This window comes from Stenotrophomonas sp. Marseille-Q5258, from assembly GCF_946900935.1.
In the GTDB taxonomy this organism is placed as follows: domain Bacteria; phylum Pseudomonadota; class Gammaproteobacteria; order Xanthomonadales; family Xanthomonadaceae; genus Stenotrophomonas; species Stenotrophomonas nematodicola.
The window spans coordinates 25,951-43,601 of sequence record NZ_CAMPPN010000003.1 but is presented as its reverse complement, the minus strand read 5'-3'; the positions used below and the strand labels follow the sequence as shown (position 1 = coordinate 43,601).

General features: G+C 66.7%; 14 protein-coding genes. 8 read left to right on the top strand and 6 right to left on the bottom strand.

Annotated elements, in window-relative coordinates; genetic code table 11:
• Positions 1–142: 142 nt before the first annotated feature.
• Positions 143–823 carry a (d)CMP kinase gene (gene cmk, locus OC534_RS02475; protein ID WP_262071313.1) on the bottom strand — a complete coding sequence of 227 codons (681 nt, stop codon included), beginning with the start codon at positions 821–823 and terminating at the stop codon, positions 143–145.
• Between the two features lie 194 nt (positions 824–1,017).
• Between cmk and ykgO the strand changes: the two genes are divergently transcribed.
• The 6 genes from ykgO (at position 1,018) to OC534_RS02445 (ending at position 5,566) form a co-directional block, all read left to right on the top strand.
• On the top strand, positions 1,018–1,143 hold the full coding sequence (ykgO, locus tag OC534_RS02470; protein ID WP_017355593.1) for a type B 50S ribosomal protein L36: 126 nt from the start codon (positions 1,018–1,020) through the stop codon (positions 1,141–1,143).
• Between the two features lie 157 nt (positions 1,144–1,300).
• Positions 1,301–1,627, top strand: coding sequence for a hypothetical protein (locus OC534_RS02465; RefSeq protein ID WP_017355592.1), 327 nt, complete (start codon positions 1,301–1,303; stop codon positions 1,625–1,627).
• 43 nt (positions 1,628–1,670) lie between these two features.
• Entirely contained in the window at positions 1,671–2,705 is a 1,035-nt protein-coding gene (locus tag OC534_RS02460; RefSeq protein ID WP_017355591.1) for an agmatine deiminase family protein, read from the top strand.
• 189 nt (positions 2,706–2,894) lie between these two features.
• Positions 2,895–3,782: a carbon-nitrogen hydrolase gene (locus OC534_RS02455; protein WP_017355590.1), complete on the top strand. Its 888-nt coding sequence runs from the start codon at positions 2,895–2,897 to the stop codon at positions 3,780–3,782.
• Between the two features lie 25 nt (positions 3,783–3,807).
• Positions 3,808–4,338 carry a GNAT family N-acetyltransferase gene (locus OC534_RS02450; protein ID WP_026070704.1) on the top strand — a complete coding sequence of 177 codons (531 nt, stop codon included), beginning with the start codon at positions 3,808–3,810 and terminating at the stop codon, positions 4,336–4,338.
• On the top strand, positions 4,331–5,566 hold the full coding sequence (locus OC534_RS02445; protein ID WP_136003809.1) for a TraB/GumN family protein: 1,236 nt from the start codon (positions 4,331–4,333) through the stop codon (positions 5,564–5,566). Before OC534_RS02450 ends, OC534_RS02445 begins: the two co-directional genes overlap by 8 nt.
• A gap of 82 nt (positions 5,567–5,648) precedes the next feature.
• On the opposite strand, the gene OC534_RS02440 is transcribed toward OC534_RS02445, so the two are convergent.
• From OC534_RS02440 to OC534_RS02430, 3 genes are read right to left on the bottom strand one after another with little or no spacing between them, the layout of a single operon-like run.
• Positions 5,649–8,741, bottom strand: coding sequence for an efflux RND transporter permease subunit (locus OC534_RS02440; RefSeq protein WP_262071312.1), 3,093 nt, complete (start codon positions 8,739–8,741; stop codon positions 5,649–5,651).
• Positions 8,738–12,247 carry an efflux RND transporter permease subunit gene (locus OC534_RS02435; RefSeq protein ID WP_262071311.1) on the bottom strand — a complete coding sequence of 1,170 codons (3,510 nt, stop codon included), beginning with the start codon at positions 12,245–12,247 and terminating at the stop codon, positions 8,738–8,740. The genes OC534_RS02440 and OC534_RS02435 overlap by 4 nt, the downstream gene beginning before the upstream one ends.
• Positions 12,244–13,389 carry a MexH family multidrug efflux RND transporter periplasmic adaptor subunit gene (locus OC534_RS02430; RefSeq protein WP_017355585.1) on the bottom strand — a complete coding sequence of 382 codons (1,146 nt, stop codon included), beginning with the start codon at positions 13,387–13,389 and terminating at the stop codon, positions 12,244–12,246. Before OC534_RS02430 ends, OC534_RS02435 begins: the two co-directional genes overlap by 4 nt.
• A 205-nt stretch (positions 13,390–13,594) precedes the next feature.
• Here OC534_RS02430 and OC534_RS02425 point away from each other — a divergent pair, with 205 nt between their 5' ends.
• Together OC534_RS02425 and OC534_RS02420 are read left to right on the top strand one after the other, a co-directional pair.
• Positions 13,595–13,990: a c-type cytochrome gene (locus tag OC534_RS02425; RefSeq protein ID WP_026070702.1), complete on the top strand. Its 396-nt coding sequence runs from the start codon at positions 13,595–13,597 to the stop codon at positions 13,988–13,990.
• Positions 13,991–13,998: 8 nt separating this feature from the next.
• Positions 13,999–14,460 (top strand): cytochrome c, encoded by a 462-nt coding sequence (locus OC534_RS02420; RefSeq protein ID WP_017355583.1) that lies wholly within the window; start codon positions 13,999–14,001, stop codon positions 14,458–14,460.
• Between the two features lie 316 nt (positions 14,461–14,776).
• Here the strand turns inward: OC534_RS02420 and OC534_RS02415 are convergent, their stop codons facing one another.
• Positions 14,777–16,660, bottom strand: a complete 1,884-nt coding sequence (locus OC534_RS02415) for an ATP-binding cassette domain-containing protein (protein WP_262071310.1) — start codon at positions 16,658–16,660, stop codon at positions 14,777–14,779.
• Between the two features lie 23 nt (positions 16,661–16,683).
• Positions 16,684–17,598 carry a LysR family transcriptional regulator gene (locus tag OC534_RS02410; protein WP_262071309.1) on the bottom strand — a complete coding sequence of 305 codons (915 nt, stop codon included), beginning with the start codon at positions 17,596–17,598 and terminating at the stop codon, positions 16,684–16,686.
• Positions 17,599–17,651 lie beyond the last annotated feature (53 nt).

Below are 17,651 nucleotides of genomic sequence, written 5' to 3'. Positions count from 1 at the left end.
CTGCCCGCCTGTTGGTCGACCCCGGAAACGCAGGTCGTGTGTTAAGTAGGAAAACCGCCACGCATCATTGCGGGACGGAGCTGTTGTTGCCTTGCAGTAGTGCGACTGCCGTCGATGGACTGACGACCCTCCTTACAAAGGATCAGGCACCCGAAACCGGAAGCAGATCCAGTACCTTGGCAACGACGGCGTCGATGCCGATACCACTGGTGTCGATGATGACGGCATCGTCTGCCGGCTTCAGGGGCGCCACTGTGCGCTGTGCATCACGGGCGTCGCGGGCCATGATCTCGCGCAGGAGGTCTTCAAAGTTAACAGAAACCCCCTTGTCTTTCAACTGCTTATGCCGCCGCTCCGCCCGCTCCTCGGCGCTGGCGGTCAAAAAGACCTTGAATGGGGCATCCGGGAAGATGACCGTGCCCATGTCGCGACCGTCGGCAACCAGACCCGGCTCGATCCTGAATGCGCGCTGGCGCTCCTTCAGGGCGGCCCGGACCTCCGGAATGGCCGCAATGGCCGACGCCAGGGCGCCGGTGGTCTCCAGGCGCAGCTCGTCGGTGGCATCGGTATCGTTGACCAGCACGCGCAGCCCGCCATCGGCCGATTCGATGAAACGGACATGGGTATCGAACGTGCACCGGACCAGCGCCGAGGCGTCGGATGTGTCGATATCGGCCCAGCTGGCCGCCACGCCCACGGCGCGGTACAGGGCGCCCGAATCGAGGTAATGCCAGCCCAGCCGGCGTGCGACAATGCGGCTGACGGTCCCCTTGCCGGCCCCGGACGGGCCGTCGATGGTGAGCACGGAAGGAAGCTGGTTCATGGGTTTCCCGGTGATTTTGACGGGCCATTCTAGCCCCTGCCCGGCCCCGCCCGAGACCTTTTTCGTGCAACCACTTGAAAGGATGGAAAAAAGACCGGTAGAATGGCGGGCTTGAACGAGCGTCACCTGCCGATTGTCATCTGCATATCGCGGCCGCGCTCCAACCGAATCCAACGTTTACGCCGAGGTATGCAATGAAAGTCCTGTCTTCCCTGAAGTCGGCCAAGTCCCGTCACCGTGACTGCAAGGTCGTTCGCCGCCGTGGCAAGATCTTCGTGATCTGCAAGTCGAACCCGCGTTTCAAGGCTCGCCAGCGCTGAGCCGAAGGAAGTCGCACCCGCACGGGTCGCGACCTGCCTGAACAAAAAGCCGCCTCCGGGCGGTTTTTTGTTGCCGTTTTTGCTGTAATCGGCGGGTGGGGCGCGGCCGCTGGCCGCGACACCTTCTTTTTTCTTGACCACTGGGGAGTAGATCGAGATGAAACGTTACCTGACCACCCTGCCGCTGCTGGCCCTGCTGGCCTGTTCCAGCGTGCATGCCGACACCCTGCTGATCGACCGCAGCCGCGAGAAGCCCGCCGTGGCCCTGCCCGTGCGCGGCCAGAGCATGCAGCAGGTCCAGTCGCAGTTCGGCGATCCGGGTGAACGCCTGGAACCGCGCGGCGGGCAGAAGCGCCAGTGGCCGACCATCCACCGCTGGGTGTACCCGCAGTTCACCGTCTACTTCGAGAAGCAGAAGGTGATCGATGTGGTTGCCAACCAGGCCGACGCCAATGAGATCGGGCCCAAACCGCCGATCCGCTGACCCTCCCACTGCCCGCCGCCCGGCGGGCCATCGCACCGAGATCATGAACGACACGCTCCGCTTTCCGGCCGAATGGGAACCCCAGTCCGCCATCCTGATTGCCTGGCCCCACGCCGAAACCGACTGGGCCGACCGCCTGGGCGACGTCGAGGACACCTACATCGCCCTGGTGGCAGCCATCACCCGTTTCCAGCCGGTGGTGATCATCGTTGCCGACGATGACCTGGAGGCCTACGCCGACGCGCGCCTGCGCTCCAACCGCATCGACATGGACCGCGTCCGGTTCGTCACCGCGCAGTACGACGACACCTGGCTGCGCGATTCCGGCCCGATCACGCTCACGCGTGCCGATGGCGGTTTCCGCCTGCTCGACTTCCGCTTCACCGGCTGGGGCGGCAAGTTCGACGCCAGCCTGGACGATCAGCTGGTGGGCGTGCTGCATGGCGCCGGGCTGTTCGCCAATGCGGAACTGCAGAGCATTCCGTTCGCGCTGGAAGGCGGTGGCATCGAAACCGATGGCGCCGGCACGCTGCTGACCACCTGGCAGTGCCTGCACGAACGCCATCCGGACCGCGACCGCGCCTCGCTCAGCGCCGATCTGGCAACCTGGCTGGCGCAGGACCGGGTGCTGTGGCTGGACCACGGCTATCTGGAGGGCGACGACACCGACGCCCATATCGACACCCTGGCCCGCTTCGCCTCGGTGGACAGCATCGTCTACCAGGCCTGCGACGACAGCAGCGACTCGCACTTCGCCGAACTCCAGGCGATGGGCGACGAACTGGCCGCGCTGCGCACCGCCGACGGCGCGCCGTACCGCCTGTTCCCGCTGCCGTGGGCCCGCCCGGTGATCGACGAGGGCCGCCGGCTGGCGGCATCCTACGCAAACTACCTGATCCTCAATGGGGCGGTGCTGATGCCGGCCTACGGCGACGTGGCCGACAACGCCGCACGCGACGTCCTGGCCCAGGCCTACCCGAACCACGAGATCGTGCAGGTCCCCTGCCGCTCGCTGATCTGGCAGAACGGCAGCCTGCATTGCATCACCATGCAGTTGCCGGAAGGGTTGCTGGCGTAACGCCACTCCCTGGTCGACGCACCACCTGGCGCCGGGCTTTTGCCCGGCGCTTTTTGTTTTCGGCAACGCACGGGGGTCCGCGCGCTCGCCGGGCTGGCACCATGCCATCGCCGCGCATTTAGCGCCCAGCACGCCGCGTGCACCCATCCGCGATAAACTGCGGTTTTCCCCCTGCAGGACCCGCCCCGGATGAGCTCACGCCACACCCTTTCCGTCGCCCTGATCCAGGAGCGCAACCACGGTGACGCGGCCGCCAATCTGGCCGTGATCGAGACGCGCGTGGCTGAAGCGGCTGCCCAGGGTGCCAAGCTGATCCTGCTGCAGGAACTGCACAACGGCGCGTACTTCTGCCAGCACGAATCGGTCGATGAATTCGACCTGGCCGAACCCATCCCCGGCCCCAGCACCGAACGTCTGGGCGCATTGGCGAAAAAGCATGGCGTCGTCATCGTCGGTTCGCTGTTCGAGCGCCGCGCCGCCGGCCTCTATCACAACACGGCCGTCGTCTTCGAAAAGGACGGCACGCTGCTGGGCAAGTACCGCAAGATGCACATCCCGGACGATCCGGGTTTCTACGAAAAGTTCTACTTCACCCCCGGCGACATCGGCTTCAAGCCGATCGACACCTCGGTGGGCCGCCTGGGCGTGCTCGTGTGCTGGGACCAGTGGTATCCGGAGGCGGCGCGCCTGATGGCGCTGGCCGGCGCCGAGCTGCTGCTCTACCCCACCGCGATCGGCTGGGACCCGGATGACCAGCAGGACGAACAGACCCGCCAGCGTGACGCGTGGGTGCTGAGCCACCGCGGCCATGCCGTCGCCAACGGCGTGCCGGTGCTGAGCTGCAACCGCGTCGGCCACGAGGCCTCGCCGCTGGGCGCCTCGGGCATCCGGTTCTGGGGCAACAGCCATGTGCTCGGCCCGCAGGGCGAGTTCATCGCCGAGGCCGGCACCGACCCGACCGTGCTGATCTGCGACGTGGACCTGCAGCGCAGCGAGCATGTCCGTCGGATCTGGCCGTTCCTGCGTGACCGCCGCATCGACGCCTACGGCGACCTGCTCAAGCGTTACATCGACTGACCGCCCAGGCCTCTGACCCGTGACCGTGACCGTGCTGCTGCGCGACGCCAACGATGCCGATATCCCGGCCATCACCGCCATCTACGCGGTGGAAGTGACCGACTTCGTCAATACCTACGAGTACGACGTACCGGACATGGCGGAGATGCAGCGACGCATGCATGACATCGTGTCGCGCGGCTTCCCGTACCTCGTTGCAGAGGTCGATGGCCGGGTTGCCGGCTACGCGTATGCCAACACCTACCGCGGCCGCATCGCCTACCAGTGGACCGTGGAGAATTCGGTCTACGTGGATGCCGCGTTCCAGGGACACGGGGTCGGCACGGCCCTCATGCAGGGTCTGATCGACGCGTGCGTGGCGCGCGGCTATCGCCAGATGGTGGCGGTGATCGGCGAGCCGTCGAACACCGCCTCGATCAAACTGCACGAACGCTTCGGCTTCCACACCGTCGGCGTTTTCCGCGGCCTCGGCCGCAAGCATGGCCGCTGGCTGGACACCGTCCAGATGCAACGCGCGCTCGGCGATGGTGCCGACAGCGCCCCTTCGAATGAATGATGCGATGACTGATACCCAGATCGACGACACCGGCGACACACTGTTCGCCGGCCAACCCGTGCGCGTGGTCGAACGCGACGGCGTGCGCTATACCCTGCTCGGCACCGCGCACGTCTCCCAGGCCAGTGTGGACGCGGTCGAGCGCGCGATCGGCAGCGGCCGCTTCGATGCGGTGGCCGTGGAGCTGGACGCGCAGCGCCTGCAGGCGCTGACCAACCCCGATGCGCTGGCCAAGCTGGATCTGGTCGAGGTGATCCGCAAGGGGCGTGTGGCGCTGTTCGCGGCCAACCTGGCCCTGGCCGCCTACCAGCGACGCCTGGCGGAGCAGCTGGGCATCGAACCGGGCGCGGAGCTCAAGCGGGCGGTCGCCCTGGCGAACGAGCGGCACCTGCCGGTGCACCTGATCGACCGCGAGGTCGGCCTGACCTTCAAGCGCGCCTCGCAGCGGCTGGGTTTCTTCGGCAAGATCAAGCTCGTTATGGGCCTGGGGGCCGGCCTGTTCGCCTCCGAGGACGTGGGCGAGGACGAGATCGAAAAGCTCAAGCAGGGCGACATGCTCGAAGCCAGCTTCGGCGAGTTCGCCAGCGAAAGCCCGGCGCTGTACGAAACCATCATCGGCGAGCGTGACCGCTACATGGCCACCCGCCTGCGCGAGACCCACGATCCAGAGCAGCGCAACGTGCTGGCCGTTGTCGGTGCCGGTCACCTGGCCGGACTGGCGCGGTACCTGGAAAACGATACCGATGCGCCGGGCCCGCTGCGTGCCTCGCTGGAAGAGGTGCCGAAGAAGCGCAACATCCCCTGGATCACCCTGACCATCCTGGCGATCGTGCTGACCGGCATCGCCGTTGGCTTCTACCGGGGCGGCTTGGGCGTGGGTACCGAGCTGCTCGCGACGTGGGCGATGTACACCGGCGGCCTGGCCGGCCTGGGCTGTCTGTTGGCGGGGAGCCATCCGTTGAGCATTCTGACGGCGATCGTGGTTGCTCCGTTCAAGCCGTTCCGCCTGAGCATCCCCACCGGCGCGTTCTCGGCCCTGGTGGAAGCGCGCCTGCGCAAGCCGGCGTATGAGGACTTCCTCAAGCTCCGCGATGACGCCCAGAGCCTCAAGGGCTGGTACCGCAACCGCGTTACCCGGGTGGTGCTCACCTTCATGCTGACCAACATCGGCAGCATGCTGGGCCTGTGGCTGACCGGGTTCCAGGTGTGGCACAAGGTCGGCGGCTGACCGCCACCGCGAGGTAGAGCCGAGCGTTGGTCGGCTGCCGTTTTTTTTCGGGGGGCCGGCCAACGGCCGGCACCCCGTGGCATCACGCCGCTTCGATCACCGCATCGCTGCCCTTCGGCGGCAATCCCCTCGCCCGCCGCACGAGGCCTGCAACCGCGCTGCTCAGGTCGTCCAGGATCGCGTAGATGGTCGGCAGGAACAGCAGGCTGACCACCGTGGAGAACGCCAGTCCACCGGCAATGGCACGTGCCATCGGGTAGTACGGCGGGCCGTTGCCGAGCAGCTGCGTGTCGGTCAGCGAGATCGGAATCATGGCCAGAATCGCCGTACCCATCGTCATCATGATCGGTCGCAGGCGCTCACGCGAGCCCTCCACCAGCGCCAGCGTGCGCCCTGCCCCGCGCCGGCGCAGGTTGTTGATGTGTTCGATCATCACAATGCCGTTGTTCACCACCACGCCCATCAGAACCAGGATGCCGATGAAGGACATGATTCCGAACGAGGTGCCGGTCAACCAGAACAGCCAGAACACACCGAAGATCGAGAACAGCACGCCGCTCATGATCGCCGCCGGGAACAGCAGCGACTCGAACACCGCCGCCATCACCACGTAGATCATCACCAGTGCGATCAGCAGGTTGAACATCATCTGCTGCATCGCCTCGTTGTCATCACCGTAGTCGCCGCCATCGAAGGTGAAGGTGTAGCCGGCCGGGAAGCTCATGGGCTTGAGCACCTCCTCCATCGCCTTGCGCCCTTCGGGCACCGTGACCTTCTCGGCAAGGTTCGCCTTGATGGTCAGCGTGGTCTGGCGGTTGGTGCGGCCGATCTGGGTCGCGGTCGGCTTGACCGTCACATCGACCAGGCTCAGCAGCGGCACCGAGCGGCCGTCACCGGTACGAACAGTGAAGCTGGCCAGGTCTTCGGGACTGCTCTGCTCGGCACCGGCAAAGCGCACCCACACCGGCACTTCGGTATCGCCGCGACGGAACTCGCGCATGGGGGCGCCGCGCAGCGCCAAGCCGACAAAGCTCGCCACCTGCTCGGCATTGAAGCCGAAGGCGGCCGCACGCTCGCGGTCAACATGGATGGCCAGTTCGCTGCCCTTTTCGCCGTTGTCGATGCGCACATCGCGCAGCTCTGTGCGCTGGGCCAGCAGGGGCAGCACTTCCTCGCCGATCTCCTGGAGCATCTTGGTCGAATCACCCACCAGCTGCACCTGCACCGACTGATTGCCGCCACCGCCGCCATCGCCGCCCTGGTTGCCGACGACGTAATCCGCACGCGCTGAACGCGGCAGGCCCTTGCGCAGCAGTTCCTGCACCGCAGGCAGGTTGTCGGCATGTTCGGTATCGAAGGTCACCGTGGTGCTGCTGCCTTCCTGCTCGCTGTACCAGGAGTACACCTGGGTGATGTAGAGCTTCTCGCGGTTCTCGTCGAGGTAGCGCTCCACCCGCGCCACTTCCTCGGACATCTGGACGTAGGTGTAGGCGCCCTTCCAGTTGTACCCGATGAAGATGTCCTTGCCGCCTTCGCCGCCGAACATGTCGATCTTGGTGAGTTTCATCGGCACCAGGCTGATCAGCACCACCAGGAAGATGCCGAACACGCTCCAGCCGCGGTGCTCCAGCGTCCACTGCAGGATGCGCGCATAGCGTCGCTGCAGGCGTGCGATCACGCCGGTCTCCGAATGCACCAGCTTGGGCGTCTTCATGCGCGCCGACAGCATCGGGATCAGGCTGACGGCGACCAGCCACGAGGCCAGCAGCGACACCGAGATGGTGATCGCGATCTGCGCCATGAAGATGCTGATGTTGTTGGTTTCGCCGAACAGGTTCGGCACGAACACGATGCAGTGGCACAAGGTGCCGGCGCTCAGCGCGATGGCCACGTTGCGGGTGCCGATGATCGAGGCAAGCACCGGCTGGTCGGGCATGCGCTCGCGTTCCTGGTAGATGCTTTCCACCACGACCACGGCATTGTCCACCAGCATGCCCACTGCCAGCAGCAGTCCCATCATGGTGAGGATGTTGAGGGTGACCCCCGCGAAGTACATGAAGCCCAGGGTGATCACGAAACAGATCGGAATGGCCAGGGTGACCATCAGCGTGGAGGGCCAGTGGCGCAGGAAGAAGAACAGCACCGTCACCGACAGCAGCAGGCCCACCGCACCGGCCTCGGCCAGCTCCAGCAGCGAGGAGGTGACCATCTTGCCCTGGTTGTCGATCACCTTGACCTGCACATCGCGCATCGATGACTGGCTGCGGATCGCTTCCACTTCGGCCAACGCCGCACGCGACACTTCCACCAGGTTGGCGCTGCGCTCCTTGTAGATATCCAGGCCGATGGCGGGATTGCCATCCAGTCGTCGGCCAAAGTTCATCCGTGTCGGCTTCAGGCGTACCTCGGCGATGTCACCCAGGCGCAGGCCCTTGGTGTCGATCACCAGATCGCGCAGTTCCTGCAGGTCGGTGATCTCGCCGACCGGTTGGATGCGCACGCGCTGGCCGTTGTCGTCGATCTGCCCGGCCGAGATCGAGAAGTTCAGCGTGCGCAGGCGGTCGCTGAGGTCGTTGATGCTCAGGTTGTGCGCGGTCAGACGGTCGGGACTGATCGCGATCTCGACTTCATTGGGGGGCGCGCCGGAAATATTGACGCGGGCGACGCCGGGAATGCGTTCCAGACGCCGCTTGAACTCGCGGTCGAGCATGTCGTACGCGCCGGTCAGGTCCGAGGTACTGGCCAGGCGCACCTTCAACACCGGGTCGTCGCTGCTGGACCACTTGAACACGTTGTAGCGTTGCAGGTCGTCCGGCAGGTCGGTGCGGATCGCGTCGATCCGCTCGCGCGCATCGGAGGCCGCGATGGCGATGTCGCGATCCCAGTCGGTGAACTCGATGAAGATGCTCGCGCCCTCGGAGGTGGCCGAGGAGCGCATGCGCTTGATTCCGGTCATCGTCGCCAGCGCTTCTTCGGTCGGGCGGATGATGTTGCGCTCCACCTCTTCCGGGGTGGAACCGGTGTAAGGCACCTGGACGAACAGGAACGGGGCGGAGATGTCCGGCAGTGCCTCCAGCGGCAACCGGAACGAGGCGATCAGCCCCACCACCGCCAACGACACGAAACACATGATGGTGGTGATGGGACGACGGATGGAGAACTCGGCGACGCTCATGCCGGCTCCTGTGCGCTGCCGGCGGCATGGCCGCGCGGTGCCCGCGTGAGGTGGCGGCCGCGTTCGCGGTAGTAGGCATCGCCGCGACGGTCGAGCAGGTCGTATACGACCGGAATCACCACCAGAGTCAGCAGGGTGGACACCAGCAGGCCGCCGATCACGGTGATGGCCATCGGTGCGCGCACCTCGGCACCCTCGCCCATCGCCACGGCCAGCGGCAGGAAGCCGAACAACGTGCACAGGGTGGTCATGATGATCGGGCGCAGGCGCGAACGGGCGCCCTCGACCAGGGCCTCCTGCTTGGGCACGCCGGCTTCGCGCAGCTGGTTGACCTTGTCGATCAGGATGATCGCGTTCTTGGTCACCAGACCCACCAGCAGGATGAGACCAATGAACACCACCACCGAGATCGGCTTGCCGGTGAGCATCAGTGCCAGGATCGCACCGACCAGCGCCAGCGGGATGGTGAACAGGATGACAAACGGATGCAGCAGCGATTCGAACTGCGAGGCCATCACCAGGTAGACCAGGAAGATGGCCAGGCCGAAGGCGAAGATCAGCGAGCGCGCGGAATTGGCCAGCTCTTCGCCCTGCCCGCCGATGTGCATGCCCACACCGGCACCGACCGGCTGCGCGGCGACCATTGCCTGTACTTCACGCACCGCACCGCCGAGGTCGATGTCGCGCAGATTGGCCGACACCACCGCCACGCGGGTCTGATCGGCGCGATGGATCTCGCTGGGACCGTTGGTGGCGACCACCTCGGCCACCGCGTCCAGCGTGACCGGGCGGCTGCTGCCCGGGTTGACAATCAGGCGACGGATGCTGTCCACGCTGGCGCGGTCGCCTTCCTGCGCGCGGACCAGTACATCGATCTTGCGGTCGCGGAAACTGTAGCGGGTGGCAACGTCGCCACGCACTTTCTTGACCACCACGTCGGCGATCTGGCGCGTGGTCAAGCCCAGTGCGCCGGCGCGTTCCTGGTCGAAGCGGATCTGGATTTCCGGGAACCCTTCCTCGACCGTGGACTTCACGTCGGCGTAGTGCGGGTTGTTGCGCAGCATTGCCGCCAGTGCCTGGCCGGCACGCTCCAGCGTGGCCATGTCCTGGCCGCGCAGCTCCACTTCCAGCGGCGTGGAGAAGCTGAACAGTGCGGGACGCGCGAAATCGACCTGCACGCCGGGGTGCTGCTTCATGGTGTCGCGCAGGCGTTCGGTGATCGCCGCTTCAGTACGCGCATCGCCTCCCCCCGCCATCACCACGGTCAGCTTGCCGATGTTTTCGCCGCTCTCGGTCGGGCTGGCATCCAGGCGCGTACCGCTGCCGCTGACGCCGTACAGCGACGCGATGCTGTCATCCCCGGCGTGTGCCAGCTGTACCTCGCGGACCAGCGCATCGGTCTGTTTGAGCGGCGTGCCGGCCGGCAGCTTGGCGGTCATCTCGAAGCGGTCCTGGGCCAGTTGCGGGATCAGGTCGGCACCGAGCATCGGCACCAGCGCGAGGGTCGCCAGGAAGGCGATCGCGGCCAGGCCGAGCACCTTGCCCGGATGCTGCAGGGCGTTGGGCAGCAACCGCAGATAGCCGCGCTCGGCGCCGGCGTAGGGCTTCATCGCCACATCGCTGGCCTTGCGCATCACCGGGCCGATCACGGCGACCAGCAGGCGCCAGACGCGGACCACGGCCCACGCCACGCCGAAGAAGCTCCAGCGCGCCAGCGTGCCGATACCGCGACGGCCGCCTGCCACCGGCTTCAGCCAGCGACTCTCCGGCTGCCACGTGGCGTGCGCCGGCTCGGCCGGGAAGGCCAGCGGCGGACGCCCCTTGAGCGAGCTCAACATCGGAATCAGGGTCATCGACACCAGCAGCGAGATCGCGATGGCGATCGCCACGGTCAGCGCTTGATCGCGGAACAGCTGGCCGGCGATCCCGTCGACGAACACCAGCGGCAGGAATACCGCAATGGTGGTCAGGGTCGAGGCCACCACCGCCATGCTCACTTCGCGGGTGCCGGCAATGGCCGCCTCGAGGATGCCCAGGCCACGCTCGCGCGCCTTGGCGATGCTCTCCAGCACCACGATGGAATCGTCCACCACCAGGCCCGTTGCCAGCGCCAAGCCGCCGAGTGACATGACGTTCAGGCTCAGGCCCAACTGGCCCATGAAGAAGAACGTCGTGATGATCGACACCGGCAACGACAGGCTGATCACGAACGTGCTCCAGCCATCGCGCAGGAACATGAAGATGATCAGGATGGCCAGGATGCCGCCGATCACCGCGTCCTTCTTGACGTCGCTGATCGCATGCTCGATGAAGCGCGACTGGTCCTCGATGACGGTCAGCTGTGCGTCGCCGGGAATCTGGTCCTTGATCTGCTCCAGGCGCTTGCGCAGCGCTTCGGCAGTGGCCACGGTATTGGCGTCACCTTCCTTGTAGATCGCCAGCTCCACCGCCTCGCGACCGCCCAGGCGGATGATCGCCTCGCGTTCCTTGAAGCCCTGGCGAACGCTCGCGACGTCCTTCAGGCGCACCGGCACGCCGTTGGCGATGTTGGTGGAGCTGGAACTGGATGCGCTCTGCGCGGCGGAGGCGGCGGCGATGGCCGCGTCCGAGCCGGTCGACGCCGCGATGGCGAACATCTGCTGCATGGCCGCGTCGGCGGCGTTGCCGTTGCTGCTCTGGGTGGTCACCAGCAGGTTGCGGATGTCCTCCAGGTCGGCGAACTGGTTGACGGTGCGCACCAGATAGCGCTGCGAGCCCTCTTCCAGGCGCCCGCCGGAGATGTTGATGTTCTCTTCTTTGAGGCGCTTGATGACGTTGTCGATGGGCAGGTTGAGCTGGGCCAGCTTCTGCTGGTCGATGTCGACCTGGATCTCGTCCTCCAGGCCACCGCCTACCTTCACCGCCGCCACGCCGGTGACCGGTTCCAGCTTCTTCTTCAGGTCTTCATCAGCGTAGCGTCGCAGCTCGGTGAGCTGGCGCATCGCGTCGGCATCGGTGGCCGGATCGCTCTTGGCCGCAATCACCAGGCGCATGATCGGCGCGGTGGAGGGATTGAAGCGCAGCAGCACCGGTGCTTTCGCTTCCAGTGGCAGGTTCAGCGCCTCCATCTTGTCGCGCACCTCCAGGCTGGCCTGGTCCATGTTGGTGCCCCAGGCGAACTCCAGCACCACATCGCTCTGGCCGGTACGCGAGACCGACTTGAGCTTGCGCAGGCTCTTGACCACGCCGACGGCTTCTTCCACCGGCTCGGTGATCAGCGTTTCGATTTCCGCCGGTGCCGCACCGGTGTATTCGGTGCGCACGGTCAGTGTGGGATAGCTCAGGTCGGGCAGCAGGTTGACCTTGAGATTGCCCAGCGCGATGAAGCCGAACAGCAGCAGCGTGACGGTGAACATCGCGATGGTGACGCGGCGGCGGGTGGCGAACTCCACCAGGCCGCCGCCGTGGGCACCCGGGCGATCGCCCGCGTGCGGGTCGTTGCCGTGGTCGTTGCCGGCCGACGTCATTGACGGTTCTCCGCCTTGGCGGCAGGTGCCGCCTTGGCCACCGTTGCCGCCTTGGTACCGATCACCTGCACGGCAGTGCCGTCGCGCAGCGCCACCTTGCCCGCAGTGACCACCTGGTCGCCCGCCTCCAGCCCCGCGCGGATTTCCACCCACGGGCCTTCGGCATAGCCCAGCGTGACCGGTACACGCGTGACCTTGCCGGCCTGCACGCGGAACACCGCCGGCTCGCCGTCGTCAAGCAGCGCCAGGCGCGGAATCACCAGTGCATCGGTGCGCTGGTCGTAGTCGATGCGGATGCGGCCGAACATGCCCGGCTGCAATCCCGCCGCGTCTTCGCCGAAGCCGCTGACCACGCGGAAGGTGCCGCTGCCGGAATCCACCACCGGCGCAATGCGGTCAACGGTGCCGGGGAAGGATTTGCCGGGCAGCGCGTCGGCCACCAGCGTCACCGGCTGGCCGGGGCGCAGGGTTGCCAGCTCGCGCTCAGGCACGTTGAGCGTGGCCTCCAGGCGCGAGTTGTCGACGATGCGGAAGATCGGCGTATTGATCTGGACGAAATTGCCGGTCTTGATCGAGCGCGAGGCGATCACCCCGGAGATCGGCGCCACCACCGTCGTGTAGGACAGCTCGAGCGCCGCCAGGCGGTATTGCGCACGGGCGTTTTCCAGATCGAACCGCAACTGGTCGACGTCGGCGGCGCTGACCATCTGCTGGCCAACCAGCTTCTGGGCGCGCTGGTAGCTGTTCTCCAGTTTGTGCATCTGCGCTTCGCTCTGGGCCACGGCCAGGCGGGCGCGGTCCGGATCCAGGCGCACCAGCGGCTGGCCAGCGCGCACCGGCTGCCCTTCTTCCACCAGCACCGCCAGCGCCACGCCGGACGTTTTGGCGACCACCTGCGATTCGGCGCGCGGCTCGAGCGCCGCGGTACCGGTATAGCTGGCAGCGACCGCTCGACGGGTTGCGGCGACCGCTTCCACTGGAACCGCCTCGACCGCCTTGGCGGCCTTGGGGTCCTTCTCGGCAGCCTGGGCCTCGGTCGAACCACCGCCGGCGCCACAGGCGCTCAGCAACAGGGAAGTGGTGATCAGCAGGGCAGCGGCGCAGGTTCCGGTGCGGCCGTGCAGAAGAGTAATTCGCGACATCGTCGTGTCCCTGGGGGATGCGTGGGCAGGTGTGGTAGCAAAGTAATGCACCACGTCACGATCACACCATATCCCAAAGGTCATGGTGACCTTGGGCCGCCCCCTCGGGAACCCCGGTTTCAGCTAGATGAAAACGCAGGCTATACTCGGGCCAGTTCCGTACCCCACGCCGGAACGACCAGACCCGTACAACGGAAAGGACATCATGCGCCCGCAGCCGCTCGCCGCTTGTCTTCTGGCCGTCCTCCTGCCCCTCGGGGCCGCCGCACAGGCCGCTACTGCTCCCGCCGTACCCGCCGTACCTGCCGCACCCGCACCGACCGCCGCGCCGGCCACGCCTGCCGCCCTCACCGGCCGCTACGACAATGGCCGCGTGCTCGCCTACACCTGCCAGGGGTGCCACGGCATCACCGGCTACAAGAACGCCTATCCCAGCTACCGGGTACCCAAGATCGGCGGCCAGACCCAGCAGTACCTCAGCCAGGCGCTGAGCGAATACCGCCAGGGCAAGCGCAGGCATCCGACGATGCAGGCGCAGTCCATGAGTTTCAGCGAACAGGAGATCGCCGATCTCGCTGTTTACCTGTCCACCGCCAAATAAGCACGCTCATGACGAAAGCCGCGCCGTTCAAGCGTTACGCCATCGCCCTGTCCGTTGCCCTGCTGCTGGCTGCCTGTTCGCAGTCGCAGGTGGAAAACAGTGCAGATTCCGCCGCCGATCCCGGCCATGCCAGTGGTGAACACGGATCGGGCTCCTCCGCCGGCCTGCCGGCCGGTCGCATCGCCGCCGGCGAAGCGCGGGCCCAGGTCAAGGGCAAGGCCACCCAGCAGAGCTGCATCGACTGCCACGGTGCCGACGGCAACCAGCCGATCGACCCGACCTACCCGAAACTGGGTGGGCAGTACGGGGATTACCTTGCCCATGCCCTGCAGGCCTACCGCGCCGGCGACCGCCAGCACGCGTTGATGACCCCGCAGGCAGCCGACCTCAGCGACCAGGACATCGCCGACCTGGCGGCATACTTCGGCTCGCGACCCAGCCAGCTGCGGGACCTGCACGGGTTGAAGTGACCGCGCGGCGCGACCGTTCGCCTGACGCAACAGCGTAGAGCCGGGTTCTACCCGGCTGCTCCTCGTTCGGGGGGCAAAGCGCCTGAAGCAACAGCGTAGAGCCGGGTTCTACCCGGCTGCTCTTCGTTCGGGGGCAAAGCGCCTGAGGCAAGCCGGGTAGAACCCGGCTCTACGCGGCTGCTGTTGTCGTGCACGCCTGAGGCAAGCCGGGTAGAACCCGGCTCTACGGGGCTGCTGTTGTCGTGCACGCCTGAAGCAAGCCGGGTAGAACCCGGCTCTACGGGGCCGTGTGTGGACGCCTGATGCGCGCGTCCGGTCATGCGTCCAGTTCTTCCCACCGCGCGTACGCCGCATCCAGCTCGGCCTGGACCTTGCCGAGTTTCTGGGTGTGCGCGGCCATGTCGGCGGCGCTGCGCTGGTAGAAGGCCGGGTCGTTCATCACGGCGGTAAGACCTTCGACGTCCTTCTCCAGGGCCTCGATCTTCAACGGCAACTGTTCCAGCTCGCGCGCGTCCTTGTAGCTGAGCTTGCGCTTGGGCGCCGCCGCTTCGGCGGGGGCCGCGGCCGTCACGGCTGGCTTGGCTGCCGCCACCGGGACCGCCGCTGCGGCGGCGGCCATGCGTGCGGCCTGGCGCTGCCAGTCGCTGTAGCCGCCGACGTACTCGCCCACCACGCCGTCGCCTTCCATCACCATCGTGGACGTCACCACGTTGTCGAGGAAGTCACGGTCATGGCTGACCAGCAGCAGCGTGCCGGCATAGTCGCCGAGCAGCTCTTCGAGCAGCTCCAGGGTTTCCACGTCCAGGTCGTTGGTCGGCTCGTCCATCACCAGCAGGTTGGACGGCTGCGCGAACAGCTTGGCCAGCAGCAGGCGGTTGCGCTCGCCACCGGACAGACGGGTGATCGGCGCACGCGCGCGTTCGGGGGTGAACAGGAAATCCTGGAGGTAGGCGTGCACATGTTTGCGCTTGCCGTTGACCTCGATGAAGTCCTGGCCTTCGGCCACGTTCTCGATCGCGGTCCAGTCCTCACGCAGCACCGAGCGGTACTGGTCGAAGTAGGCGATCTGCAGGTTGGTGCCGGCGCGCACTTCGCCGCTCTGCGGCTGCAGGTCGCCCAGCAGCAGCTTGAGCAGCGTGGTCTTGCCGCTGCCGTTGGGGCCGATCAGGCCGATCCGGTCGCCACGCAGGATAACGGTGCTGAAATCCTTGACCATCGTGCGCTCGCCAAAGGCGAACGAGATGTCCTTGACGTCGATGACCTTCTTGCCGGAATTCTCCGCCTGCGCTGCTTCCATGCGGACGTTGCCGCCGAGTTCACGCCGCTGCGAGCGTTCGTTGCGCATCGCCTTGAGCCGGCGCACGCGCCCTTCGTCACGGGTCCGTCGCGCCTTGATGCCCTGGCGGATCCAGACTTCTTCCTGGGCCAGCAGCTTGTCGAAGCGCGCGTTTTCCTGCGCCTGCGCGTTGAGGCGTTCTTCGCGGCGGCGCTCGTAATTGGCCCAGTCGCCCGGCCAGCTGGTGACCTGGCCGCGGTCGATCTCGACGATGCGGGTGGCCAGTGCACGCAGGAAGCGACGGTCGTGGGTGACAAACACCACGCTGCCATTCCAGTTCTTGAGGAACATTTCCAGCCAGTCGATGGCTTCGATGTCCAGGTGGTTGGTCGGTTCGTCGAGCAGCAGCAGATCCGGCGAAGACACCAGCGCACGGCCGAGCAGCACGCGGCGCTTCATGCCACCGGACAGGCGCGCGAACTCGGCCTCGCCATCCAGATCCAGCTTGGTCAGGGTTTCGCTGACGCGCTGGTCCAGGCCCCAGCCGTTGGCCGCGTCGATCTTTGCCTGCACATCCGACAGCGCATCGCCGTCGAATTCGTCGGCGTGGCTGAGGTGGTGGAACTCGGCCAGCCACTGGCCCAGCTCACCCAGGCCATCGGCGACCACGTCGAACACGCTGCCGGCCGCGCCGTGCGGCACTTCCTGCTCCAGGCGGGTGATGCGCACCCCCTGCTGCACGCGGATTTCGCCGTCATCGGGCTTGTGGTCGCCGGACAGCAGCTTGAGCAGGGTCGATTTGCCGGCGCCGTTGCGGCCGATCAGGGCAATACGCTCGCCCGGCTCGATCGACAGTTCGGCTTTTTCCAGCAACAGCGGGCCGCCGACGCTGAAGTCGACGTTTTGCAGAGTAATCAGAGGCATCCGACCATTGTACGGGCTGGCGGCTACCGCGTCGCTGACCCGTGCGCGAACGCCTCCGGGGGCAGTGCCAACAGGTCGCCCAACGGCGGCGGTACGCGCCTGCCCGGGTGGCGCACCACCCACAACTGACGCGACAGCGGCGGCAGCGGCGTGTCCAGGATGCGCAGCGTGCCCAACGCCACAAGATCGGCCACGGCATGGCGCGACAGGCAGGCCAGTCCCAACCCGGCGGCAGCGGCCTGCTTGATCGCCTCGGTGCTGCCCAGCTGCATCGCCCGGCCGAAGTGGTGCAGGTGCGGCAGCAGGGCCTGCTCGACCGCCTCGCGCGTGCCCGAGCCGGGTTCGCGCAGCAGCCAGCGCGCTGCCGCCAGGGTCGGCAGGTCCACGTGCAAGGGCAGCTCGGCGTTGCCACCTGCCACGATCACCAGCGCGTCGCGCTGCCACGGCAGCACCTGCAGGCCACTTTCGTGGCAGGGCCCTTCGATCACGCCAAGGTCCACGTCCAGCCGCTGCACGGCAGCGACCACCTCGGCGCTGTTGCCGATCCGCAGGTCCACCTCCGCCTGCGGATTGGCCGCCAGCAGCGCCGCCACCCGCTGTGGCAACAGGTAATTGCCGATGGTGGTGCTGGCGCCGATCCGCAGCTGCAGGGGCAACGGCCCGGCCGCCCCCGCCCGGCCCACGCCGGCCAGCTGCTCCAGGTCGGCGGCGGCCACCAGCAGCGCACGGGCCGGGTCCAGCAGCGCGCGGCCGTGCGCGTTGAGCACCAGGCGCCGGCCGATCCGGTCGAACAGCGGCGCCGCCAACTGCCCCTCCAGCTCATTGAGGGCCGCGCTGGTGGCCGACTGCGACAACGCCAACTGCAGCCCGGCCGCCGCCGTGGTGCCGGCGTCGGCCACGCCGACGAAAACCTGCCATTGGCGCAGTGTCAGATGCATGGGCCAATTAACCCATATAGCGGGTTGAAATGATATGAATAATGCGTTTTACA

What these genes read in the sequence shown, in the direction of transcription:
- OC534_RS02465 (WP_017355592.1), top strand. Translation starts at nt 1,301, where the DNA reads ATGAAACGTTACCTGACCACCCTGCCGCTGCTGGCCCTGCTGGCCTGT.
- OC534_RS02460 (WP_017355591.1), top strand. Translation starts at nt 1,671, where the DNA reads ATGAACGACACGCTCCGCTTTCCGGCCGAATGGGAACCCCAGTCCGCC.
- OC534_RS02410 (WP_262071309.1), bottom strand. Translation starts at nt 17,598, where the DNA reads ATGCATCTGACACTGCGCCAATGGCAGGTTTTCGTCGGCGTGGCCGAC.
- OC534_RS02445 (WP_136003809.1), top strand. Translation starts at nt 4,331, where the DNA reads ATGAATGATGCGATGACTGATACCCAGATCGACGACACCGGCGACACA.
- OC534_RS02425 (WP_026070702.1), top strand. Translation starts at nt 13,595, where the DNA reads ATGCGCCCGCAGCCGCTCGCCGCTTGTCTTCTGGCCGTCCTCCTGCCC.
- OC534_RS02440 (WP_262071312.1), bottom strand. Translation starts at nt 8,741, where the DNA reads ATGAGCGTCGCCGAGTTCTCCATCCGTCGTCCCATCACCACCATCATG.
- cmk (WP_262071313.1), bottom strand. Translation starts at nt 823, where the DNA reads ATGAACCAGCTTCCTTCCGTGCTCACCATCGACGGCCCGTCCGGGGCC.
- OC534_RS02430 (WP_017355585.1), bottom strand. Translation starts at nt 13,389, where the DNA reads ATGTCGCGAATTACTCTTCTGCACGGCCGCACCGGAACCTGCGCCGCT.
- OC534_RS02435 (WP_262071311.1), bottom strand. Translation starts at nt 12,247, where the DNA reads ATGACGTCGGCCGGCAACGACCACGGCAACGACCCGCACGCGGGCGAT.
- ykgO (WP_017355593.1), top strand. Translation starts at nt 1,018, where the DNA reads ATGAAAGTCCTGTCTTCCCTGAAGTCGGCCAAGTCCCGTCACCGTGAC.
- OC534_RS02415 (WP_262071310.1), bottom strand. Translation starts at nt 16,660, where the DNA reads ATGCCTCTGATTACTCTGCAAAACGTCGACTTCAGCGTCGGCGGCCCG.
- OC534_RS02420 (WP_017355583.1), top strand. Translation starts at nt 13,999, where the DNA reads ATGACGAAAGCCGCGCCGTTCAAGCGTTACGCCATCGCCCTGTCCGTT.
- OC534_RS02455 (WP_017355590.1), top strand. Translation starts at nt 2,895, where the DNA reads ATGAGCTCACGCCACACCCTTTCCGTCGCCCTGATCCAGGAGCGCAAC.